We start from the raw sequence: 24130 nt of genomic DNA, 5'->3' as shown, positions 1-24130 counted from the left end.
AAGCAACCGGAGATTTGGCCGACCTTAGCGGTCACCCGAACTTTTCCGCAATTTTCTAGACGCGATTGCAAGGGCAATCAGAATGAGGTTATGGCTCACGCCCCTCTTCATTCTGCGGCCGAATCCGGCATTGGCGTCAAGCTCCTCATGGCAGGAGTGGCGGTCGTCGTCTCGGCTCAGTTTTGGTCGGCAGTGCCGATGGCCGGGGCGATTGCGCTGGTGGCCTGGGGGACCGTGTTGAACGTCTCGCAGCGGCGGGAACTGCTGATTCTGGCCGCTCTGATTTACACGCCGTTGGGGATTCTGGCCGTGATGTCGGAAGTCGACCTGGCGATGGATGCATCGCTCGCCTGGGCGGTGCTGGCTGGGCTCGACGCGGCGGCGGCGATTACGCTGCTGTACCACTTGGCTTGCCGGACGGGTGATCTTTTGGCCCGCGGTTGAGCGTTGCTGCAACTCGTGCGGCGTTTCTTCTAGCCTTGAGCAGAGGAGCTAATCGTGCACGAGCCGGGCCATCTTCCATAAATGTTCTGGCTCCCTCCCCCTTGAGGGGAGGGCTGGGGAGGGGGTGGAACCCTGGTACCCGGCGCCGTCACCCCTCCCTAACCCTCCCCCTCAAGGGGAGGGGACCTCAAGATTCATGAGGCGCGCGGAGCGTGGGAACGAGCACGCGGAGCGAGGGCTACGCGAGCGAGAAGAGCTCGGGCCCGACGTGTTGCGTGACCACGGCGCCGAAGAGGGTGTGGGCGTTGGCGTCGTAGATCGAGATCGGCAGCGTTTGGCCGACTTGGCGGAGGTTGCCGTCGAACACGACGATCCGGTCGCACATCGTGCGGCCCACGAGTTGGGTCGCTTCGCCCGTTTCCTCGCGGCGTTCGGCGGCCTTGCTGCGGCCTTCGACCAAGATCGAAACCTGCTGGCCGAGGAACCGCTGGTTGTCCGCTTCGCAGATTTCGTTCTGAATCGCGAGCAGTTCGTTGTTGCGGACGCGCTTCGTCTCTTCCGGAATGTCGTCAGCGTACAGGTCGGCGCCTTTCGTGCCCGGGCGGACGCTGTACTTGAAGATGAAGCTGTTCTTGAAGCGGCACTCGCGGACCAGGTCGCACGACAGCTCAAAATCTTCGTCGGTCTCGCCGGAGAAGCCGACGATGAAGTCGCTGGTGACTGCCGCCTCAGGGAGCCATTCGCGAATCCGCTGGTGCATCTCGCGGTAGTCTTCGATCGTGTAGCCACGCTTCATCCGCTGGAGCATGCGGTTCGAGCCGCTTTGCGCCGGGACGTGAAGATACTTGCAGGCCTTCGGCAGGTCGCGGACCGCGGCGAGCAGGTCGTCGGTCATGTCCTTCGGGTAGTTCGTGACGAACTTGATCCGTTCGAGGCCGTCGATTTCGTGTAGTGAATAGAGCAGGTCGCTCATCCGCGTGGTGCGGTCGCCTTCGCGGTAGCGGTAGCTGTTGACCGTTTGGCCGAGGAGCGTGATTTCCTTGCAGCCTTCGCCGGCGAGCTGGCGGGCCTCGGCGATGATGTCGGCAGGGTGGCGGCTTTGCTCGGGGCCGCGGACGCTGGGGACGATGCAGTAGGTGCAGAACTTGTCGCAGCCGATTTGAATGCGGACGTACGCCTGGAACGGCGTGGGCCGCATCGTCGGGTCGCGGAGCGGGTCGAAGCTTTCGTGGCTCCGTTCGATTTCGGTGCGGCTGCCATCTTTGCGGCCGAGGCTGACTTCCAGCTGCTGTCCGCCGCCGGCGGCGATCTTGTCGATCAGGTCGGGAACCTGATGCAGTTGGCCGGGGCCGACGACGAGGTCGACGTACGGGGCGCGTTCGAAGACTGTCCGCTGATGGTTCTGCGCCATGCAGCCGATGACGCCGATGATTTTGTTCGGGTTCTGCTGCTTGGCGTTCTTGAGGCGGCCGAGGGCGCTGTAGATCTTCTCTTCGGCGTGTTCGCGGACGCTGCAGGTGTTGAAGAGGATCGTGTCGGCGTCGCCGGTGTCGTGGGTGAGTTCGTAACCCCGCTTGCGCAGGCTGGCGACGACGAGCTCGCTGTCGAGCACGTTCATTTGGCAGCCGACGGTTTCGATGTAGAGCTTTTTGGTCATGCAAACGGGAGGGGTGAATGACGAATGACGAAATCCGAATGACGAATAGGAAGACGAGAGACGCTTGGCTCATTCGTCATTCGGGCTTCGTCATTTGGTCATTGCCGCGATTGGCGGCTTACGCGGCGTCGCGGTCTTCTTCCTCGGCGGCCTGAGCGGCGGCTTCGGCGGCTTGGCGTTCGAGTTGGGTGCGGAGGTAGCCGACGACCTCGTCGCGGCGGGAGATCATCAGCCGGACGAGGGTGACGATCGCCACGTAGCCGGCGATGGCGAACATCAGCATATCGAACCGATCAACCATCGCACGGCCCTCCTTTGGCCGAGGCGCGGACGCTTCCTGCGAACTTGCATCATAGCGTGAAATCGGCTGGCGGGACGAGGGGACTTGCGTGGGGGCTCGGCTGGGGCGGACTCTGCCCAAAATTGTGGGAGGGGTCTCCGACCCCGAAGCAGCGTTGAACTACCACGGCTGCTTGCAGTGGAAAACGGTATCGGCGTCGGAGACGCCTCCCACAAGAGCGATTTCTATCGCTGGGGGCGGCGCGGGCTCATGCACGCGGCTAAATGGGCGGGGTGGGGTGGTGGGCGGGACGCGGGTGGGAACCTGTGGCTATGTACCCAGGAGGGCGCCAATGGGGAGTTGGTAGCCGCGGAGGAATTCGGCGGCTTCCATGACGCGTTTGCCGGCGGGCTGGAGGGCGAGGATTTCGAGGGCGCCGGCGCCGGTGGCGACGAGCAGGCGGGGGCCGGCTTCGAGGACCGTGCCGGGGGCCGCGGCGGGATTGGGGGAGGGGGCGATGACGCTCGTGCGGTGGAGGATGAGGCGGAGGGGTTCTTGGGGGGAGGAGCCGGGGGATGAAGACCGGGGGGATGAACCCCCCGGCTCGCTGATGCGCTGCCAGCTGGTGTAGGCTCGCGGCCAGGGATCTAGGGCGCGGACTTGGTTTTTGATCGCCTGGGCGTCGCGGGACCAGTCGATGGCGCCGTGCTCTTTTTCGAGGCGGGGAGCTTTGCTGGCTTGTTGGCGGTCTTGTTTGATCGGCGTCGCCGTGCCGGCAGCGAGGGCGTCGATCACGGTGAGGACCAAATCGCCGCCGCGGGCCGCGAGGCGGGCTTCGAGCGCGCCGGCCGATTCGTCGGGGTCGATCGGCAGCACATCGATGCCGAGGCAGGGGCCCGCGTCGAGGCCGGCGGTCATTTGGATGACGGTGTTGCCCGTTTCCGCGTCGCCGTTGAGGACGGCCCACTGCACGGGGGCGGCGCCGCGGTACTTCGGCAGCAGCGAGCCGTGGAGGTTGATGCCGCCGTGCGGGGTGAGGGCGAGCGTTTCGGGCTTGAGGATCTCGCCGTAGTCGCAGACCACTAGGAGTTCGGGGGCGTCGGCGCTAAGCCGCAAGCGGCTGTCTTCTGAGTTGACCGTGTCGGGCTGCCAGAGGGGAAGGTTGAGTTCCTCGGCGGCGACTTGCATCGGCGGGGCTTCAGGTCGGCGGCCGCGCGGGGGACGCGTGATCACGCGCAGCACTTCGTGCGGTGAGGCGGCGAGGCGCCGTAACGTGGGAACCGCGAACGGGCCGGTGCCGAGCATCACTAATCGCATCGCCGATGTCCTTAAAAATGCGTTGGCCGCGAAGAGACGCAGGAATCGCAAAAAGGAAAAACATTGCTCGCGTGCTTCGCGGGCTCCATGCTTTTCTTCTTGCGCCTTCTGTGCCTTCTCGCGGCCAAAAAAACTACGTCCGCAGACGGACGAGTTCATCGATCCGCGCGGCGATCTGTTCGTCGGTGGGAAGCTCGCCGACGTTGCGGCGGCTTTCGAAGTCGATTTCGAATTCTTCAAGTTCGCCCGAGATGTCGGCGAGTTCCGTCGGCGTCAGGCGGTCGATGAAGAGGCGGCCGTCGAGGTGGTCGGTTTCGTGCTGGACCACGCGCGCGAACAGGCCGTCGAGTTCGCCGGTGATTTCTTCGCCGGCGAGGTTGTAGGCTTGGACGGTGATCTTTTCCTTGCGAGTCACCGGTGCGTAAACGCCGGGGATGCTGAGGCAACCTTCCTCGCGTTCGTGTTGCCCCGAGCCTTTGAGGATCACGGGGTTAATGAAGACATGCTCCGACTCTTTTTGCTCGGGGTCGCCCGAAGGATTGCAGACGAAGAGACGGTACGGCAAATCGACCTGATTTGCGGCGAGCCCGATGCCGTCGTGTTCGTACATCAGTGCGAACATCTCGGCGACCATTTCCTTGAGCTCGGCGTCGACGCGCTTCAGCGGACGCGACACGTAGCGGAGCGTCGGGTGGGGGTAGTGGATGATTTCGAGGCTCAAGGAGGTCACCTTCTCGCGTAGCGGTCGATTCGTAAGCAAATAGCGACTGAACGCAAAAAAATGTCGCCTTCGTTTAGTATATGGCGCCGGAGGCAGAGGGCGTAGGTGGGAATGGGGGGCGAGGAGTTGGCGTGAAACGCGTGGGGCCGGGGATGGGGATTTGTGTGACGAAATGCGAGCGCGGCTGCGTCTCTATGCGAAAACAGCCCCGACCTAGCTAGGTCGGGGCTGCTGGGGGAATCGCGTCGCGAGGGGGATCGCGGCGCCGATTGAATCAGCGTGGCGCTGGGCGAGCGCCACGTTTGCTTACCGCTGGGTGGGATACCACGGAGCACGGACGTAGTAGACGCCGAACTGGGCGGTGTCTTGCGGGTGGTGGGGCGTGTACGCCCACGGACCTGCAGCGCCTTGGCCGGCGTAGTTGCGGGTGTACTGGTGGTCGATCCGCGAGACGCGCATGCTCGGGGCGCCCCAGCTCCAGTTGGTTTGGAGCTGCGCCGTCGGCGGAACGACCAGCGAGGTCGGCACGCCGTAGTTGGTGTACGCATACTGGGCGTGCCAGTTGTACATGCTCGCGCGGCGGAGCGGTTTCAGGTACGGCATCTCGGCCGTGGCGATCGCCGGGCAGGCGGCGATGGCGGCGGCCACGGCCAGCGTGCAGGCGGCAAGCGACTTGTTCACGTGACGCTTCCTTTGTGTGGGGATGAAGCAGCCAGCGGGGGAGGCTGGCTGCGTTCAGTGATTTAGGCGGGACGCGTTTGGGCAGGGCTGGACTGGTTGCTTAAGCAACCAGTCCGAGGTGGGGAGAGTATTTGGGCATCCGTGCCGCTGCGGCTTAGTGGCAGCAGAAGACGGGGTCGATGCCAGCCGCCCAGTGGTCGAGCCACAGGCCGCCCGTGCGGTAACGAACCTTCGACCGCGACCAGCCGGCGCCGGGGGCGTAGGCGTAGTTCGAGCGGGTGTGCTTGTAGGTGTACTCGTGCGGCATGAAGGGCTGATACGTCGTGTAGGTGTGGCCAACGTACGCCGGCACTGGACGGGGCGCGATGTACATCGCCGTGGTCGTGCCGCTCGGATCTGGACCTTCGTAGAAGTTGTAGAACAAGTCTTGCTTGTTCTGGTAGCTGATGACGCGCTTGTAGAGACCTTCTTCAGCCTGGGCTGACGAGGCGACCGACGCGACGACGCCGGCGGCGACGAGCGCGAGTGCCATGACGCGAATCGACATGAAACGCTCCTTCGTTTGGAGTTCGGGGAGTATTCGGTTGGGGCGGGTCTGTGGAAGCCTGGGCTTCCCGGCAGGGCGGGACTCGTCGCTGAAGCGACCAGTCCGAGGTGCGAGGGGATGGCCCTCGCGGGTGGGCGGGTAGGGAGGGGAAGCTGACCCCTGGCCTGGCAGGCCGGTTGATCGAAAAGTCCCCCTCGTTGTTCTGTGTGTCGGATCGTCCGGGCTGTGACGATGAGTTTTTGTCTGCCAGCCGTAACACCCGCGCCGCTTATGCCGGTGGTAGCATGCCGCAGCGGGTGGGAATCGCCGGATTTGGCCGCTACAATCGCTGCGATCGCTACCTTTTGACATGCGGCGAATCGTGGGCTTGCGATTGCCGATAGGGGCCAGGAAGCCTTTCGATTTGTGGGAGGGGTCTCCGACCCCGAAGCAGCGCGGCGAAACCACAGTGGCCTAGGGTGGTGAGCGGAATCGGCGTCGGAGACGCCTCCCACAGAAGACTTTCATCACGAAGAGACCTCGCGCGTCGACCTGCTTGGTCGACCGACTCGAACAGGAGTAGTCGCCTTGGCGACCCGCAAACCAATTCAGAAGCGTTCCGTCCCGGCCTTGGCGACGAAGAAGAAAAAGGCTCCTGCGGCGGCGAGTACCGCCAAGCGGAAAGCCGCGCCGAAAGCTGCCGAGGCGGAGGCCGAGGAGTCGGCTGCCGCTGAAGACGCGGCCACGGAAGTCGATGACGTCGCCGATGAGGCCCCGGCTGGCGGCAAGTCGACCGGCCGGCGTGCGACGGCGCAGTCGATGGCGTCGAAGCAGCGCGACATCTCGGTGAGCGAGTTCTTCGCGAAGAACCGCCACTTGCTTGGGTTCGACAATCCGCGGAAGGCGCTGCTCACCACGATTAAGGAAGCGGTCGACAACTCGCTCGACGCCTGCGAAGAGGCGGGCATCCTGCCGGAGATTTGGGTTCACATCGAACAGACCTCGACCGACCGCTACAAGATCGGCGTTCAGGACAACGGCCCCGGCATTGTCAAAAAACAGATCCCGCTGATCTTCGGCAAGCTGCTGTATGGTTCGAAGTTCCATCGCCTGCGGCAGAGCCGCGGGCAGCAGGGCATCGGCATTAGCGCGGCCGGCATGTACGGCGTGCAGACGACCGGCAAGCCGGTGAAGATCATCTCGCGGATCTCGGCGAAGAAGCCGGCCCACTACTACGAAATTCAGATCGACACGAAGCGCAACGAGCCCAAAATTCTCAACGGCGGCGGCGAAGGGGTCGACATCGCCCCTGGCGACAAAGGCGCGAAGGACATCGAGAAGCATGGCATCGAGTGGGTCGATCAACCGCACGGCACGCGAGTAACGATCGAGCTCGAAGCAAAGTACAACCGTGGTCGCGGCAGCGTCGACGAGTACCTGCACCAGACCGCGATTGCGAATCCCCACATCACGCTCCACTATACCGACCCGGAGGGGAGCACCCGCGACTACCAGCGGGCCGCCGACAAGCTGCCGCCGGAGCCGAAGGAGATTCTGCCGCATCCGTACGGCATCGAGCTCGGCCGGCTGGCGGCGATGCTCGCCGAAGCGGAGGGCATGTCAATCACGCAGTTCCTGTCGACGAAATTCTCGCGGGTTTCGCCGGCCGTGGCGAAGAAGATTTGCACGACGGCCAAGGTCTCGCCGCGGGCGATGACGCGCAAGCTGGGGCGGCCGGAAGCGGAGGCCCTCTACCAAGCGATTCAGAGCACGAAGATCGCCCCGCCGGCGACGGATTGCATTTGCCCGATTGGCGAAGAGCTGCTGCTCAAGGGGCTCTACCAAGTCGTGCCGGGCGAGTTCTATTGCGCGGCGACGCGACCGCCGTCTGTCTACCGCGGCAATCCATTTCAGATTGAAGTCGCGCTCGCTTACGGCGGCGCGGCGGCGACGCAGAACGTCGACAAAGAATTGCTGTCCGACTTGTTGGAGGAGACTGACGCCCGCACGATTCGGCAGTTTTTGATCAATACCTTCAACGGGCTCGGCAGCGACGCGGCGGACCGCATCATGAAAGCGGCGGCGCTCGGTACTCGGCAGACGGCCAAGCAGTTGAAGCCGAAGGAGCAAGAGCGGCTGCTGCAGGCGATGCAGAACGTCAACGTCGCCGAAGGCCAAACGATGGAAGTGATGCGTTACGCCAATCGCGTGCCGTTGCAGTTCCAACAAGCGGCGTGTGCGATCACGCAGACGATCACCAGCACCAACTGGCGGAGCTACGGCCTGAGCCAATCCCGCGGCGGCATGCCGAAGGGGCCGGTTTACATCATGGTCCACATCGCCAGCGTGTGGGTGCCGTTTACCAGCGAATCGAAGGAAGCAATCGCGAGCTACCCGGAGATTCAAAAGGAGATTCGCCTCGGCTTGCAGGCAGTGGGTCGAAAGCTTGGCATGTACGTCCGCAAGCGGATGCGGGTGAAGCAGCAGGGCGATCGGCGTGACATCTTCATGCGGTATTTGAAGGAAGTCGCCACGGCGGTGCACGAGCTGAACGGCGTTGATCGCGACAACTTATACGGCCAGCTCGTCACTGTCGCGAAACGGGTGACCGCCGACGCGGATATGAAGCTCGACGACCGCGGGCGGAAGATTAAAGAGCCGACGGAAGAGACTGACTACGGCGACAATGTGATCATCGTCGATCCGGCGAGCCATGCGGCGGCGATTAAACGCACTCCGGCGGCGGCTGCTACTTCTGAAGAGTAGTCTCACGCAAAGGCGCGAAGGCGCAAAGAAAATACCACCACTGTTGCTATTCTCCTTTGCGCCTTCGCGCCTTTGCGTGAGATCTGCATTGGATTGAAAGAGAAGAGATGGCCAAGAAGAAACCGACCACTGTTGCGAAGGCCCCCAAAGTCAAGCTTTCGCCGCGCGACGAGAAGACGGCCGAGCGGCTCACGGGGCTTGCGGATCGCGTCGTTACCGCTGCGAACAACCGGAAGGATCCGTTTGTCGACATCCCGTCGCGGACCTTGGCGAACGTGAAGTATTCGCCCAAGAAGAAGATCCTCGAGATGGGCAACGCCACCAATCGGCGGCAGCTCTTTGATCTCTCGCAGGCGAAGGCCTACATGCGGACGATGCTGGTCACCAGCGGCTGCAAGAAGCTGATCGACCAAGGGAAGAGCACCAGCTTGCGGGGACTCTTCTACATGCTCAAGCACACGATCGAAGGCGTAAAAGAAAACACCTTCGACGAACAGGGCGAGTGCGACACGATTATCGAAGACGTCGAAGTGCTCCTCTCCTCGATTCGCGAAGAGTTGCATTTGTACGCGGAGAATCGTGGAGCGATGGTGGGGGCTATCACTCTCACCGACAAGGGGGACGAGATCAATTGCGCTCGCATGGGATCGGGTGGTTACGCGATTCCGTCGATTGTCGAGCCCGATGTCATCGTCTTCGACAAAAAACGCTGCACCGCGAAGTTCATCCTGCACGTTGAAAAGGGTACGGTCTGGCAGCGGTTCAATGAGGACCGCTTCTGGGAGAAGCACAACTGTATTCTGACTCACGGCGCCGGCCAACCGCCGCGCGGCGTGCGACGGATGCTGCACCGGTTGCACAACGAGTTGGAACTGCCGCTCTATTGCGTGCTCGATAACGACCCGTGGGGGTACTACATCTACAGCGTCATCAAGCAGGGCTCGATCAACCTCGCGTTCGAGTCGCAGCGGATGGCGATCCCCGAAGCAAAGTACCTCGGTCTGCGGAGCATCGACTTCGAGCGCTGCCAACTTTCAGACAGCGTGAAGATTTCGCTCAACGACACCGACCGCAAACGGGCGAAGCAGGTAGCGCAGTACCCGTGGTTCGAGAAGAAGCCGAAATGGCAGACGGAGATCAAGAAGATGCTGTCGAACGACTTCAAGCTTGAAGTCGAGTCGCTGATTTCGAAGGATATCAGCTACGTGACGGAAGAGTACGTGCCGGCGCGGCTGCGGGATCAGGATTGGCTGGATTAGCCCACGCGGTCGCTGTGGTATAATGAACCGGCGGCGGCGAGGGGCGTCGCGTTGGAGCATCCTATGGCGACCGTTCCACCATCACCGCAGTTCTCTGCTCCCGTGCTCGGCGAGCCGGCGTGGAGCATCGCGCTGCTATACCCTGGGCAGGGGTATTGGGACGAGCAGGAATACCTCGACCTCGCTTTGTCGTCGAACCAACTCATCGAGTACTCCGATGGCTTCGTTGAGGTTTTGCCCATGCCGACGATCGAACATCAGTTGATCGTTCGCTTTCTGCTCGACGTGTTCCGCCTGTTCGTCGAGCCCAAGGATCTGGGCGTGGTGCTCTTTGCACCGCTGCCGGTTTGGACGCGAGATCGGCAGTATCGCGAGCCTGATCTGATTTATCAGTCGGCCGAGAATCACGCCAAGAGCAACCGCAAGTACTACAAGGGGGCGGACTTAGTCGTTGAAGTCGTCAGCGACGATGCCCAGAGTCACGCACGCGACTACGAGCAGAAGCTTGCCGACTATGCGCGTGCGGGCATTCCGGAGTACTGGATTGTCGATCCGCAGGCGGGGACGATTAGCGTGATGACGCTTGCCGCGGACAAGTATGAAACTCACGGCGTCTTTAAGGCAAGCGACGAGGCTTCTTCGCGGTTGTTGGACGGGCTACGCGTGAACGTGAGCGATGTGTTTGCGGCGGGAAAGCGGTGAGCGAAGGCTCACGCTTTTTGGAGTGTGAACGCTCGTTCGACCCCCGGCCGCTGGCCGGGGGCTAAGGTGTTGGGAGGGGACGCGGTTGGGAATTAGCGCGTAATCTGCGCCACGAACGGCCAGCCGATCATCAGCACGCCGACGACGGCGGCGCCGATCGAGACGACCAGCACGGCTCCGGCGGCGATGTCGAGGGCGTCGCGCACTTCCGGGTGTTCTTCACGCGTCACGGCGCGAGCCAGGCGTTCGATTGCCGTGTTGAACAGCTCCGCCGACAGCACAACGGCGACGCAGATAATGAAGATGCACCACCGTTCGTCGGTCATCGTGACGATGCCGCCGGCGACGCCGGCGATCACCGCGACGAACAGGTGGACGAAGAAGTTGATCTCACTGCGGAACGCGATCTTCAGACCGCGCAGCGCATCGCTAAACTTCCGGAACCAGGTTCGCACCTCGGGTTCGCGCAGGTCGTCGTCCGGTTCCATGTCGGGGGGCATGGCTAGTCTCATTCGAGTCCCATCGCTCCCGCCGGCGGTATGTCGATGCCGGTCGTTTTAGTTATGCGCAGATTCGGTAGGAACCGCGGCTCGAGCATAAAGTTCACGCCGACGCTGTTCTTCGAGTGATCGACGTTGAACCCGACTGTCATCAACATCGATTCGCCGATGCGGGTGACCGTCATCGTCTCGCCGATGTCTCCTCCGGAATCAAAATCATACGCCGCACTGGCGGTGGTGAGCCACTTTTCGCTGAGGCGGTAGCTGTAACTGCCCATGACGACGTTGCTGGTGATCGGGCCGGTGATCGAACGGACGCCTGCGTAGATGTTACCGCGGGTCGGGCGATTCATCACGACGCCGCCGGAGATCGTCCGCAACCCTTCGCCGAAGACGTCGGCGTAACCGTCGGAGACGATCGAGAACCGGTCGCCGAGATTCCAGCGCATATCGTAGTCGATGAGACCGACTTCCTCGCCGAAGTTGTCGCGGTTCGGGTCGGGGAAGAGGGTGGCGTTCATGTCGAACGCGAACCAATCGACGATGTGCTGATTGCCGGCGGGGCCGCGCTTGGTTTGCAGGCGGTGCCGCATGCCCATGCGAAGGGCCATGAGGTCGTCGACGATTTCCGCGGACGGCGAGGTGACCCAACCTTGAATGCCGGTGCGGAACAGGTAATTGCGGGGGTCGAACTTGGGGCTGGTGATCGTCGGCGGCAGGGCGCCGCTTTGCAGGCGACGGATCATTTCGATAATCGAAGTGTCGTCGATGAAGTCGTACATCGGCAACTCGTCGTAGTTCGCGTTCGCGTCGGCGTACGAGAACTCGGCGTCGAAGACCACCTTGTGGGCCAGACCGTTCAGATTGAAGAGCGGATCGCGGACGTCGTCGTAGGTGGCCCACATCGGCAGGCTCGCACGGACGCCGGTCTGGACGTACGCCCGGTCGAGCGGTTCGCCGTCGAGCGCTTCGCCCCAGCGGGCGAGTTCGCCGAGCGCGTAGGGCACCACTTTCACGGCGCCCCATTGCATCGGTAGATCAAGCTCTTGCCGCGTCGCAAGTTTCTCGCCGGCTACGTTGGCTTCCCACGGCAGTACGTCCCACTGCGATTGCAGCGTCGGTTCGGTCGGCTCCGAGCCGATGCGGTACTTGGAATACGACGCTTGCGAATGCTCGAACCAGGTGAGCCGATCGTCGAGCAGCGACTCGCCAAGCCAGTAGTGATCGACGCGCGGCAGCGACTGCGTTTCGCTCCAGAAGCTGTTGACCTGGGCGTTCGCCTCGAGCATCCACTCGCGATTGTTGTTGTATCGTCGCGCGCGGACGCCGGTGCGGGGGCTGCGTAGTTCGTCCCACTCCCGCTCGTAGTACTGATTGAGGAACGTCGTGTCGCTCACCCAGCCCGATTCAGCGGTCACTTCCCAGCCGTTTTCGAGCCGCTGACGATGTTGGCCGAACAGGCGGAAGCGGAAGTCCTTCTCGGGCGTGATGTCGCGACGACCGAGGCCGAGGTTATCGTGGCCGTGATCTTTGATCGCCCAGAAGTCGAGGATGCCGGTTGAGGGGCCGACGAAACCGAAGATTTCGTTGCGGTTCCATTGGTAGTCGGTGCCGTAGCCGAAGCCGCGTTCGCTGAGATAGTCGGTGCTGATGTTCCAATCGGTCCCCTCGGGCGCGTTTTTCATGCCGAGGAGTTCGTAGGCGTCCCAATCGATCATCGCCTGGGTGCCGAAGACGTTGTCGTTGCCGATGCGGATGCGATTAATGATGAGCGACGGATCTTGCAGATTGGTCGCGAAACGCGGCCAGTAAAAGACTGGTACGCCGCGCATGTGGATGACGTTCGACTCGGCGGTCGCCATTTGCTGGTGGGCGATCTCCATACTGCCGTCGGGGGCGACGACCGGCATGCCGGTCAGCGGATCGACGACCGGCTGCTGGACGTCGGTGAACGTCATTTGCTGCGAGGAGAGATCGTAGGTCGGCTCTTCAAGGCGGCTGGTCGTGATCAGCGCGTTGTTCGCTGAGAAGTGCGACGCGTCGAGTTGGCGAATCGAGTCGGCCTTCAACCGCACGAGGCCGGGGTACTGGAAGTCGCCCATCCGCGGCAGCGGCGTGAGGAGTTCGGCGTTGAGGATGACGCCGATCTGGCGGCGGACGTCGTAGAACATCCGGTCCGCGTAGACGACGCGATCGCCTTGGCGGAACTCGATGTTCCCTTCCATGTAGATTTCAAGCGGAGCGTCCTTTGATTGGACGCCGCCGGCGCCGGTCAGCCCCGGAGCACTCCAAATCACCGCGCGATCGGTCGAGAGGTCGAGTTGACCAAGCGGTCCCATTCCGGCCGGCATGCCGTCGACGGTGAGTCCGTCGATTACAATGCGAATGCCGCCGTTCGCCATCGTGATGCCTTGTCGAGTGTCGGAGGTGACGTTCGGCGAGGCGTCGCTGCGGCCGAAGACGTCGATTTTGACCATGCCAGGCGGCAGGATCGTTGCGCCGCCGTCAGCGGCGTTGGGGACGAACTCGGTGTATTGCGCCAACATTAACTGACGACGATGATCGGGATTGAACTGAGCCAGGCCGCGCTCGTAGATCACGGGGCGGGCTTCGGTCGTGCCGAGCGGAGCGGGGACGTTCCAGCGGAGCGGCGCCGCGGTTTCGAGGCGTTGGAACCAAGTGGGGCTTTTCTGCTGACCGAGGACGGCGTCTTCGCTCGCTTTCGCACCGGCGCGGCGGAAATCAACGGCGACGTGGCCTCCCTGAGGCGCTTCGAAGTACGCGATTACCTTCGTCGGGCCATTCGCCTCGCGGGCGTCGATCCACAGCACCGCTTCCGAACCGCGAGCGTAGGTCAGCCCTTGGTTGAGGTAGCAGTTGCCGCGAAGATGCCAGACGTCGTAGACGCCTTCTTTCCAGCGGGTGCACGAATCGGCGGCGACGCTGATTGGTTCGTGTGTCGCGGTTGAGGCGACTTGAATGTCGTCGGCTCGGGAGACGCTCGTCCACAATGTCGAGTAGAGCAGGGCGATCGCGCACAGCATCGCCGTCGTCCAGCGCGGCGAGCGCGCAGGGCAAGCGTTGTTCGCGCGGAGCGAACTTTGGCAGCGAGTTGCGTGCTGCGCGATGATCAGCGTGTCGCCCTCCATGGCGGCATGTCGATGAGTGAACGAACGGGACTCTTCGCGCGCAACTCGGGCGAGTCGCTCGACCAGCGGCGCGATGCGAAGGACGCTCAACCGGAGCGGGGGCAACGGCTTGCGCGCAGCGGGGTCTGCGGAGAGGGGGCGGAGTATAGGAACCGCCGCCGGGAGGGGCAAGTCGCCTTCGCGTGGTTTTCAGCCCCCGCAAGTCGTTGGCAGTCAATGGCTTGCGTCGCCTCACGGCATGCTGCTAGCTTGCAGCCAGACGAAGCGTCGGCCATTTCCAGCAATGCCGGGTAGTGTTTGGCGCTGCTAGCAGCGTGTTGCAGTTCCTTGTTGAGGGCGCTGTAGACCTCCATACTGCGAGGCCCTCCCCGATGGTAGGCGGCGTCAAATGAGCATGGACTGGATCACAGGATTGCGCAGATCAACAGGATGAATAGCGGGCGAGTGTTGGCGTACTAAATCGTTCCGCCATCCCGTCAATCCACGACATCCTGTGATCCTGTCCAGTCTTCAAGCAGGCACTGCAATCGCTAGCGCGTAGCGCTTCAAGGAAGTTGAATGACCGGTTTCTCCCATCGCCGCTGGATCAAACGGATGATCCGTCACCGGTACTGGCTGCTGGGATTTGCGGCCGTGCTGGGGATTGCCGCCGCGATCACTGGTCGCGGATTGCGGCTCGATCGGTCGATCGAGAGTATGTTCGCGCCGGACGATCCACTGCTCGTGCCCTATCACCGGCTCCAGCGGACATTTGGCGAGTACGAAGTGGTGCTGGCGATGTACGCCGACGAGAAGCTGGCGACGCCCGAGGGAATCGAGCGCGTGAAGAACGTGCAGGAGCAACTCAACAAGGTGCCAGGCGTGGCGGCGACGGTGTCGCTGCACGATGTGCCGGGCGGAACGACCTTCGAGGCGAGCGAACTGGGCGACCGGTATCGAGAAGTTTTCTCTGGCTACACGCATAACGAAGAACTAACGGCGGCGGGCGTGATTTGCTTGGTCGAGCGCCCCGGGCCCGAGAAGCCGTCGCGGCGGGTGACGCTGCGAGGCATGCGCGACGTCGTCGCCGAGTTGCCGCGCGGAGCGCTCGTCGGCGAGCCGGTGTTGATCGAAGAGGCATTCGACCTGCTCGAGCAGGATGGCCGACGGCTCAACACCTGGTGCACGCTGCTGGTGATGCTGACGATCTTGGCCTGCTTCCGCAGTCCCATTTGGCTGCTGTTGCCGCTCGGGGTCGTGCAACTGACGTTGGCGCTCACCGATGCAGTGCTGGTGCTGAGCGGGCTGGAACTCAGCATGGTCAGTTCGATGCTCGGCGCGATTGTCACCGTGGTCGGCGTTGCGTCCGTGGTGCATGTGCTGGTGCATTACCTAGATGAACGCCGCGACGGACATGGGCGCCGGCGAGCGCTGTTCAACACGATCGATCAACTCGCAGCGCCGGTGTCGATAGCGATCTTCACCGATGCGGCCGGCTTTGCGGCGCTGATGGTCTCGAAGGTCGGGCCGGTGCACGATTTCGGGCTGATGATGGCGATCGGCAGTTTGCTCGTGTTGCCGTCGTGCATTTTGTTGACGCCGGGGCTTGTTTGGTTGAGCGACTATCAACAGAAGCCGCAGACGCCGAGCGATGAACTCGCGCTGGGACGTTGGTTGAACGTCCTGCTCAATTGGTCTTCGACGCATATTCGCTGGCTGGCGGCAGGGGCGGTGGTGCTCGTTGCCGTGTCGATGTGGGGTTCGAACCGGTTGGTCCACGAGACCGACTTTACGAAGAACTTCCGCGCGGATAGCGAAATCAACCGCGCCTACGGTTTCGTCGAGTCGGAGTTTGGCGGGGCCGGCGTGTGGGACCTCATGATTCCAGTGCCGCAGGAGAATGGTGCACGCACAACGAAGCCGCCAAGGATCGACGCTAACCTTTACGTTCAGGTGTTGAACCTCGAGGGCGAACTTCAATCGCAGACCCCTGAACTCAGTAAGGCGATTTCGCTGTCCGACACGCTAGCTGCGGGCGTGGGGGGAGCTTCCGGGCTGGCTAGTACGGGGGACTTCGCGCTGCGTATGGGATTGGGGGCGGCTCGCGCTCGAATGCCTCAGTTCGTCGACGCGCTCTTTCAGGATGACCCGCAAGATGGCCGCTGGTGGCTCCATGTCTTGCTGCGAGCGCCGGAGCAACTGAGTGCAGATGAGAAGGCGTCGATGATCGAACAGGTGCGCACGATCACGCAGGATGAATTCCCCGATGCGGAGGTTACCGGATACTACGTCCTCATGACGCGGCTGATCGAGAGCGTGCTTGCCGATCAGTGGAAGGCTTTCATCGTGGCGACGATCGTGGTGTTGGCGATGATGATTGTCGCGATCCGCGACATTCGCCTCACGGCGGTGACGATGTTCCCCAACATATTCCCCTCACTGATCTTGTTTGGCGTGATGGGGATCTTGGGGCTGAAGGTGAATATGGGCGCCGCGATGATCGCCGCGGTGTCGATTGGCATGTCGGTTGATAGTTCGATTCACTACACGATGTTCTACCAGCGGTTGCGGCGCGAAGGGCTGTCGTGCAATGCGGCGCTCGCGAAGTCGCAGAGTTCCGTAGGTCGGGCGGCGGTTTACTCGACGCTCGCGCTGACCGTCGGCTTTGCCACGCTGGGGGTGAGCGACTTTGTGCCGACGATTTACTTTGGCGTGCTGGTGAGCCTGTCGATGATTGGCGGGTTGATTGGGAACTTGCTCATTTTGCCGGTGTTGATTCGGCTGGTGGATGGGGATCAAGCGGCGGCGGAGGGGGTTGGAGCTTGAGATTGCGGGTTTGTCAGCTTCGCTGAGGTCGGGATAAAGGTGAATTTGGGATTTGGTTTGGGGAATATTGGGGGCGGGGGACCGCGGGGGTGAACCCCGCGGCTCGCTGGGGAAGGAAATCTTTGGAAAGTTTGACGGGGCTGTGTTGCCGGAAGTCTCTATCAGTAGCCAATTTGGGGAGGCTTGCTGGATTTTTTTGGACGGAATCGGCGTGTCGGAAACTTGATCAACGTGAAGATTTGACTATTCTGACGTTTAACCGCATGTGGTTTTACACATGCGGAATTTCACCAGAATTGTGAATCGGGTCGACAGGGAAAGAGCTTAGTCAGGGCGAAAGAGATCGCCCGGCGATGCGTTTTGCCGGTGGCTCCGAGGGTGCAAGTTGCTTCAGGAGAGCAACTTACGTTCTCTGGGCTGAGCCGCGATGCATCGCGAGCAGCTCTTATCGTCCGGCGTCTGGAGCGGCCACTTGTTGGGCCCCCAGAGGCTGCCGACTTCTCGTCTGGTGAGCAGATCCTGCCAAGCGTTCTGCCGGTTCGTGCGTTCGGAACAACGCCCGAGCCTTGCCCACCTTTGAAGAGACACCACGCCTAATGAACGGGACCTCCTCGGGTAGCGCCACGTTGCGCGCACCCGCGGCTCGACGATCCTTCGCGCGCCCTGTGGCGCTCGTGGGTCGGTCGGCCGCCATGAATGCCATCAAATCTGTCGCCTCGACCGTCGCCTCGCGTCAGTGCACGGTCATGATTCTCGGCGAAACGGGCGCCGGCAAAGAAATGGTCGCCCGGTACATTCATGCCCAATCGGACCGGTGCGCTGCGCCGCTGATTCCGGTCGATTGCTCGGCCCTTTCGGACACGCTGTTCGAAAGCCAGATGTTCGGCCACGTCCAAGGGGCGTTTACGGGCGCCGTACGGGAATCGCTCGGTTTCGTCCGCGCCGCGGATGGCGGCACGCTGTTTCTGGATGAAGTTGGCGAGCTCTCGCTGCCGTTGCAAGCGAAGCTGTTGCGGGTGATCCAGGAACGCTGCGTCACGCCGGTAGGCGATACGCGACCGCACCAAGTCGACGTGCGGATTGTTGCGGCGACGCATCGCGATCTTGCCGCGATGGTGCGCGAAGGGACGTTTCGGCAAGACTTGTACTTCCGACTGAACGTCGTCGTGACGACGTTGCCGCCGTTGCGGGAACGGGCGGAAGATATCGTACCGCTGGCGAATCACTTCCTGCAGAAGCAAGCGGAGCTGTATGACGAGCCGATGCGTCAGCTCTCTGCGGCTGCCGCGGGGGCGCTGCAGCGGCATCACTGGCCAGGCAACGTCCGCGAATTGGCCAACGCGATGGAATCGGCCCATGTGCTTGCTCAGGGCGAGTGCATTGAACTGAGCGATCTGCCCGTGCGGCTGCAGTCGCCGCAGCCGGCGTCGGCGGAAACGCCCGAGTTGTGCCTCACGGAACTGGAGCGGCGGACAATTGCCGAGGCGCTCCGGCGGACAGACTTCTGCAAAGCGAAGGCGAGCCGGATGTTGGGGATTAACATTCAGCGGCTTAACCGGCGGATTGAGCGGTTGAATATTTCGACGCGCGGTTAAGCAAGTCGGCACGGAAATAAGTGTTCCGGCTCCCTCCCCCTTGAGGGGAGGGCTGGGGAGGGGGTGGAACCCTGGTACCCGCTGCAATCACCCCTCCCTAACCCTCCCCCTCAAGGGGAGGGGACCTCACAGTTCGAGATTCTCGAACTGCTCGGCGCCCAGCTCCGTGCTGCGCGTCATTCTTGGCGACTCCTCCTCAATTCCACGCTCTGCGTGGGAACGCTCCTCTCGACGCTCTGCGTCATTCTGTCCGCACCTCTCCGTACTATCCGCGCCCGCGGTCGACTCGTTGCGTTTCTGCATCATCTTCGTCGGCGTATGTCGCCGGATGGTTATTTTAACCTGCCCTGTTCAAAACAACCGGTCGCGTCGTAACGTCTTTGCGGCCTTCGCTCTGCCGCCGCATCTCGCGCAAACAGCAGGTTAAAACGACCAGTCGGTCAGATTCTTGCGATCGGTCGCGGAATTGGGCGTTTGTCCTCACGGAGCCTTGTTTTCTCGGCATTTCTTCGTGACTCGGCGGCGTTGCGCGCCATTGGCACGCAGTTCGCTTTAAGGGAACGCATTGAAATGAGGCGACTCGCCTCCAGTAATCCTCTCCGAGTTAGTTCGCGATCAGAGTTAGTTCGCATGGTAGCCAAGGTTCAACCCACGCTCCTAACCATCGGGATCGACGGCCTGTCGAGTCCATCGGCGGTGATTGACGTCTACGCGGCGTCGACCATTCGCGAGGCGATGTCGACGATGCGGCTGATTGGCTTCGACCTGGTGGTCGTGGGTTTGGATCGTGCCGAAATCGACGTGTGGGAGATTATGCATCGCGTGCTGACGGCTTGGCCGCAGCAGCGGTGGCTGGTCGCTTCGGACTCGCTCTCGCAAGAAGAAGAAATTTTGGCTCGCTCGCTCGGCGCCGCGTTGGTGCTCGACAGCGTGCCTGATGAAACATGGTTAGCCGAGTTCGCGTCGTCGCTGCGTCGTCGTGGGCCGGAAGCAGTTATTTCCCCGTTGGCGTCGTCCGTCGTTCTCCAAGGCGACTGGCGGCCAGTTGAAGCGTAGTCCGTCGCGGGCGTCTTAACCCGATCAAAGCGAGACGCCTGCCCGCACCACCCATCGAAAGGAGGCCCGTCTATAAAAAATGCGTTCGTTGCCTGCGGAGGCGACGCCTACACACCGTTTGCTTCCGCGAAGTTCTTGCCGGCGTTCCGACCCAATCGCGCTCGCAAGAATGCCTGATCCGAAGTTTGAAGTCGTTTGTTGATCGACCCTCAGGTTCAGAGAGAAGTCCCGACCAGCATCCGTCGTTTCTTTTAGCTGGAGAAATGGCGCCTGCCTCGAGCTTCGCACCACGACACGAATACTCTGCCACGCCTGGTCGATCGGTTGATCTAAGCAAGTCACTCATGCAAGGAGGATCATCGATCCGGATCATTCGACCCTTGCCGTGCCTGCTGCGGCGCCGACTCCTCAAGGCGCCGCAGCAGGGGCCACGGTTCCTGTGAAGGGAGCGTTCCACCGCGAGTTCTGTACGCAGAGTTCGCGGCGCAATGCACCAGATCAAAGCTTAGTCGTGCATCGCATGTGTTACGGGTCGGTCCTGCTCATCGCACCACGAATCGCGGGACCAAAGAGTTAGAGTCGCACCACGAGACGCAACGTCGACGTGGGCAATCAACAGGAGATCGCTAATGTCTGTTTCCAAGTTCTGGGCCGCTCTGGGCGCCTGCGGCGTCGCGGCCACGATGCTTGTCGGGAGCGCCAATGCCGCTCCGGTGAGCGTCGACGGCACCCTCGGCGCCGAATGGGCCGGGGCAACTGTGAAGAGCGTTCTGTACAATCCGTCGGCTCTGCTCGGCAACTTCGGTACGCCGACCAACGAGAACGCCACCACCGCGTACGATATCTACACCCGCGGCGACAACGACTACTTTTACGTCGGCATCACGACGACCGGCAACACCTACACCGGCGGCCTCGACTTTGCCAACCTCTACTTCAGCACCACGCTGACCGGTTCGAACATCGGCTTTGAAGTCGTGAACCAGAATGCTTTCGTTCCGGGCATTCCCGGCAGCATCGCTTACACGCCCGGCTCGGCCGACATTCACTACTCGGTCACCCCCGGCGGCCCTTCGACTCCCGGCGTGCTTGAATTCGCCGCTCCTTGGGAAGTCTTCACGTCGAACTCGCTTGGCCTGTCGCCGGCCCCGGCCGTTCCGACGACCGCCGTGCAACTGCGGTTGAGCCAATCGTTTGGCTACAGCGTCGCCGGCGGAGCGAGCTACGGCAGCGACCGCTTGGGCCAAGTGGCCGTGGTGCCGGAGCCGGCAACGATCGGCCTCGCCGCGGTTGGCGTCATGGGAGCCCTCGCCGCCACTCGCAAGCGTCGGGCGAGCTAGTTGAAGTCACGGGTTGGCTGCCGCTCATTGAGGTGAGCGGCGGCCGACCGATTCAGATCAAGTTTTGAGATTCGAGTTTTCACACACACACACACACATTCAGTCATTTTTTAGGCGGAGAAACGTTAATGTCCATCACGCGATTTGGTTTCAAGGCAATTCTTCTCGGCACTGCTTGTGCCTTCTCGGCGAACGTCGGCTTGGCCGCGGTCGTCACTCAGATTCTTCCGGCGACGCCGACCCCGGCCGTTGGTTCGTGGTATGAGAGCGGCGTGCAGGGCGGCGCCACGATCGGCATCGTCGATCTGACCGGTGCGGGCGGCAACCTGGAATCGGCTCAGCCGCTGCCGACCGGCGCCGGCAAGATCACCACCCCGAACGACAACAGCGCTCGTGCCGAAGCTTACACCTACGCTGACTTCGGCGATGCGGCCTCGTTCCTCGGCAACGTTCAGTTGGCTTACAATTACTACAAGACCGCCAATCCGCTGAACGCTTCGGCTGCTCCCGCTCTGAAGCTGATCGTCAACTCGACCTCGGGCACCGGCGACAACTACGGCACGCTGATCTACGAGCCCTACTGGAACGGTCCGACCCCGACGGCCGATGCGTGGCAAGCAGTCTCGATCTCGCCGACTGATGGCGGCGGCAACGATGCCAACGGCGGTTGGTGGTGGTCGGGCGGCTTCGAAATCGGCAGCGGCGCCGGCGGTCCTCCGCTTCGCTCGCTCACCGAATGGGTCGCTGCCTTCCAAACGAGCGATCCGACCGATTTCGCCACGGCTCGCGTCGTCGCTCTCGGCATCGGCGAAGGAACCTACAACCCGGGTGAAGTGAGCTACTTCGACGGCATCTCCTACACCGCCCTCGGCGGCGGCCAGACCTGGAACTTCCAAGCTGTGCCGGAACCGGCCAGCATCGGCATGGCCGCCCTCGCCGGCGTGGCTGGCCTCGCTCTGCGTCGCCGGGCTCGCAAGGCCTAACGAGTCTCCTGTCGACCGGCTCTCCCCGTCCGCGGCCTGCGGACGGGGAGGCTAGTCGAACACCGTTCGCTGATCATTCACTCGTTCATCTACTCAAAAAATAATCGCGACTCGCTTCGCACCACGAACTGCGGGTCGTTCATCTTCCAAGGAGAAAGCTAGTGTCCGTTTCTAAGATTCGTTTCGCTTGTCTGACCGTCGCCGCCGCTCTCGCAGTCTGTGGCGCCTCCGCTCAAGCCGCCTTCACGGGCTTCCAGATTCGCAACAACCCGACGATCAACCCGATTGGCGCCAACACGGAATTCGTCATCCAATCGGCCGGTCAGAAGGCTGCTTACGGTAGCAACGACATCAGCGGCGCCAAGATCGGCCAGATCACCAACCTGGGCATCACGCGGTTCGACGACACCACTCGCTTCACCGCCGGCTCGGGCCCGGCCGTCGGCCCGTACCTCAACATCTGGGTGACCGACGGCACGAACTTCGCCGTGCTCGCCAACGAACCGTCGAACCCCGACTTCCAACCGCTGTTCATCGACAACGGCAACGGCACCAAGTCATACAGCCTCGACTTCGCCGACCTGGCCGACAAGCGCGTCCAAGTCTACGAAACCTCGAACGGCGGTTTCAATTCGACGAACACGTGGGTCCACAACTTGGTCGGCATCAACGGCCCGCTGACCTTCGGCGACCTGGCAAACCTGACGATCGGCGCCCCGAGCCCGTCGTACATCGCCGGCGGTAACGGCATCGGCACCGGCGCCCCGCGTCAAGACGTCACGAACATCGCCTACGGCGTGAACTGGGTCTTCGGCGACACGCTGACGAACTATGTCAGCGGGATGCAAGGCTACGTCGTCGGCGACGCCGTCGCCCAAGCCGTGCCGGAACCGACCACGGTCGCTCTCGCTGGGCTGGCTGGCCTGGGCTTGCTCTCGGCTGCTCGCCGTCGTCGCAACGCCTAGTTGATTGAAACGAGCTGCAAGTCGTCTCCCGTCTGGTTCGCCAGGCGGGAGACGAAGCAGCGAGTAACGCCTCTCTCGGAATTTAAGTCGAATCAGTTAGTTTCAACGAGTAGTTCGATCCAGGCACTCTGCTCACTGGCCGTTACACGGCTCTCTCTACAACACACGCGGCAACGAACACCCTTCACTCCCCGCGACGCCAACGCCCGTCGGGCTTGGCCGCAGGGACTCAGCAGATTTTCGTGGTGCGACGTCGGCGACTTTGTGTGTGGTCAGCCGACGGGCCTTCTCCTGGCTCGCTGCCTCTCGCTCAGCTGATCCCTGAGCGAGAGGCGGAGACGCCGGCTGCGACGCACCTCGACCCTCTCACTCGAAATCACACTCTCAGTTTTTATCTAAGCCACAACCAGCCCGTTTCGCACCACGAACTACGGGTTCAATCAGGAACACGCTCATGACCATTACTCGCTTCTCACGCCTCGCCGCTCTGCTCGTCGCCATCGGCATGGCCCCCGCGCTGGCCTCGGCCGCGCCATTCATGAACATCGACTTCGAAGGCGACGCGGCCGGATCGGCCCCGAGCGTGAGCGCGCCAGGCAATCCGATGACGAAGCCCTCGGCGATCGGCGGCTACACCGCGACGACCTCCGACAGCCCGCCAACGGCTGCTAGCGGCACGATCGTGGTCGGCAGCGCTCCGGGCATGGCCCAAGGGGCGATCATGACCACCAATCCCGCGAACGCTGAGCTTGGCGCGCTGTGGATCGACAACAACGGCTTCGGCGCCGTCGGTCAAAAGGTTCGGATGTCGTTCGACGTCAACATCCTCGCGGCCCCGACGGTGGCGCTCACGCAGCCGAAGCTGTTGGCTGGCGGCGGGTCGGCTGGCATCATTCTCGGCATGAACGCCTTCACGAACAGCGGTTCGCAACAATCGTTCCGCTTTGCCGCCGCGCCGACCAGCGAAACGGGCGGCGTGTTCGCCTTCCGCTCGGCCGACAACACCACGCTCGTCGACTTCTTCAACTACGTCGAAGGGACGACGTACAACGTGGCGATCGAAGCCGATTACACGACGGGCAAAGTGAAGGCCTTCGTCGACGGCATTGAAAAGATCTCGAACCACACCTTCTTGCTCGCCAACGAACCGAGCGCTACCACCGGCGAGTACTTCTTCCACCTGAACGGTGAAGCTGGTTATGCGAACTCGGTTGCCATCGACAACATTCAGTCGTCGGTGGTCCCCGAACCGGCAAGCCTTGGCTTGGCCGGCGCCGCTGCCCTCAGCTTATTCGTGGTGCGACGTCGTCAACGCGGCAACGCGTAGTCGACGGGCTATCTCCTGGCTCGCTGCCTTCCGCTTGGCTGATGGCTGAGCGGAAGG

General features: G+C 62.3%; 19 protein-coding genes. 11 read left to right on the top strand and 8 right to left on the bottom strand.

Translation table 11 applies throughout. The features are described 5' to 3' along the window. Positions 1–90 precede the first annotated feature (90 nt). The gene (locus PLANPX_RS24960; RefSeq protein WP_152101348.1) at positions 91–444 is read left to right on the top strand and encodes a hypothetical protein; all 354 of its coding nucleotides are present in this window, start codon (positions 91–93) and stop codon (positions 442–444) included. Positions 445–682: 238 nt separating this feature from the next. Here PLANPX_RS24960 and miaB read toward each other — a convergent pair whose 3' ends face one another. The 6 genes from miaB to PLANPX_RS24930 form a co-directional block, all read right to left on the bottom strand. Then, a complete protein-coding gene (gene miaB / locus PLANPX_RS24955; RefSeq protein ID WP_152101347.1) occupies positions 683–2101 on the bottom strand; it encodes a tRNA (N6-isopentenyl adenosine(37)-C2)-methylthiotransferase MiaB in 1419 nt (472 codons plus the stop codon). A 118-nt stretch (positions 2102–2219) separates the two neighbouring features. Then, positions 2220–2402 (bottom strand): hypothetical protein, encoded by a 183-nt coding sequence (locus tag PLANPX_RS24950; RefSeq protein ID WP_172992319.1) that lies wholly within the window; start codon positions 2400–2402, stop codon positions 2220–2222. Positions 2403–2711: 309 nt separating this feature from the next. Continuing rightward, a complete protein-coding gene (gene fmt, locus PLANPX_RS24945; RefSeq protein ID WP_152101346.1) occupies positions 2712–3698 on the bottom strand; it encodes a methionyl-tRNA formyltransferase in 987 nt (328 codons plus the stop codon). A gap of 133 nt (positions 3699–3831) precedes the next feature. Next, positions 3832–4419, bottom strand: a complete 588-nt coding sequence (gene def / locus PLANPX_RS24940) for a peptide deformylase (RefSeq protein ID WP_152101345.1) — start codon at positions 4417–4419, stop codon at positions 3832–3834. A 306-nt stretch (positions 4420–4725) separates the two neighbouring features. Next, a complete protein-coding gene (locus PLANPX_RS24935; RefSeq protein ID WP_152101344.1) occupies positions 4726–5100 on the bottom strand; it encodes a hypothetical protein in 375 nt (124 codons plus the stop codon). Positions 5101–5254: 154 nt separating this feature from the next. Next, the gene (locus PLANPX_RS24930) at positions 5255–5647 is read right to left on the bottom strand and encodes a hypothetical protein (RefSeq protein ID WP_152101343.1); all 393 of its coding nucleotides are present in this window, start codon (positions 5645–5647) and stop codon (positions 5255–5257) included. A 567-nt stretch (positions 5648–6214) separates the two neighbouring features. Between PLANPX_RS24930 and PLANPX_RS24925 the strand changes: the two genes are divergently transcribed. From PLANPX_RS24925 to PLANPX_RS24915, 3 genes are all read left to right on the top strand, one after another. Further along, a complete protein-coding gene (locus PLANPX_RS24925; RefSeq protein ID WP_232536238.1) occupies positions 6215–8392 on the top strand; it encodes a DNA topoisomerase VI subunit B in 2178 nt (725 codons plus the stop codon). Between the two features lie 107 nt (positions 8393–8499). Beyond that, the gene (locus PLANPX_RS24920) at positions 8500–9651 is read left to right on the top strand and encodes a DNA topoisomerase IV subunit A (protein ID WP_152101342.1); all 1152 of its coding nucleotides are present in this window, start codon (positions 8500–8502) and stop codon (positions 9649–9651) included. Between the two features lie 63 nt (positions 9652–9714). After that, the gene (locus PLANPX_RS24915) at positions 9715–10353 is read left to right on the top strand and encodes a Uma2 family endonuclease (protein ID WP_152101341.1); all 639 of its coding nucleotides are present in this window, start codon (positions 9715–9717) and stop codon (positions 10351–10353) included. A gap of 92 nt (positions 10354–10445) precedes the next feature. Here the strand turns inward: PLANPX_RS24915 and PLANPX_RS24910 are convergent, their stop codons facing one another. Together PLANPX_RS24910 and PLANPX_RS24905 are read right to left on the bottom strand one after the other, a co-directional pair. After that, a complete protein-coding gene (locus PLANPX_RS24910) occupies positions 10446–10853 on the bottom strand; it encodes a diacylglycerol kinase (protein WP_172992318.1) in 408 nt (135 codons plus the stop codon). Between the two features lie 8 nt (positions 10854–10861). Beyond that, complete coding sequence (locus PLANPX_RS24905) at positions 10862–14002, bottom strand: organic solvent tolerance protein OstA (protein WP_152101339.1); 3141 nt, start codon at positions 14000–14002, stop codon at positions 10862–10864. A gap of 558 nt (positions 14003–14560) precedes the next feature. Between PLANPX_RS24905 and PLANPX_RS24900 the strand changes: the two genes are divergently transcribed. From PLANPX_RS24900 to PLANPX_RS24870, 7 genes are all read left to right on the top strand, one after another. Further along, entirely contained in the window at positions 14561–16807 is a 2247-nt protein-coding gene (locus PLANPX_RS24900) for an efflux RND transporter permease subunit (protein ID WP_152101338.1), read from the top strand. A 596-nt stretch (positions 16808–17403) separates the two neighbouring features. Further along, positions 17404–18402, top strand: coding sequence for a sigma-54 interaction domain-containing protein (locus tag PLANPX_RS24895; RefSeq protein ID WP_152101337.1), 999 nt, complete (start codon positions 17404–17406; stop codon positions 18400–18402). 630 nt (positions 18403–19032) lie between these two features. Then, positions 19033–19458 (top strand): hypothetical protein, encoded by a 426-nt coding sequence (locus tag PLANPX_RS24890; protein ID WP_152101336.1) that lies wholly within the window; start codon positions 19033–19035, stop codon positions 19456–19458. Positions 19459–20087: 629 nt separating this feature from the next. After that, the gene (locus PLANPX_RS24885; protein WP_152101335.1) at positions 20088–20798 is read left to right on the top strand and encodes a PEP-CTERM sorting domain-containing protein; all 711 of its coding nucleotides are present in this window, start codon (positions 20088–20090) and stop codon (positions 20796–20798) included. Between the two features lie 128 nt (positions 20799–20926). After that, positions 20927–21781, top strand: coding sequence for a PEP-CTERM sorting domain-containing protein (locus tag PLANPX_RS24880; protein WP_152101334.1), 855 nt, complete (start codon positions 20927–20929; stop codon positions 21779–21781). A gap of 161 nt (positions 21782–21942) precedes the next feature. Beyond that, entirely contained in the window at positions 21943–22746 is an 804-nt protein-coding gene (locus PLANPX_RS24875; RefSeq protein WP_152101333.1) for a PEP-CTERM sorting domain-containing protein, read from the top strand. Positions 22747–23200: 454 nt separating this feature from the next. Beyond that, positions 23201–24073 (top strand): PEP-CTERM sorting domain-containing protein, encoded by an 873-nt coding sequence (locus tag PLANPX_RS24870; protein WP_152101332.1) that lies wholly within the window; start codon positions 23201–23203, stop codon positions 24071–24073. Positions 24074–24130 lie beyond the last annotated feature (57 nt).

Source organism: Lacipirellula parvula (genome assembly GCF_009177095.1).
GTDB lineage: Bacteria > Planctomycetota > Planctomycetia > Pirellulales > Lacipirellulaceae > Lacipirellula > Lacipirellula parvula.
This window is presented reverse-complemented; position numbering and strand designations above follow the sequence as displayed.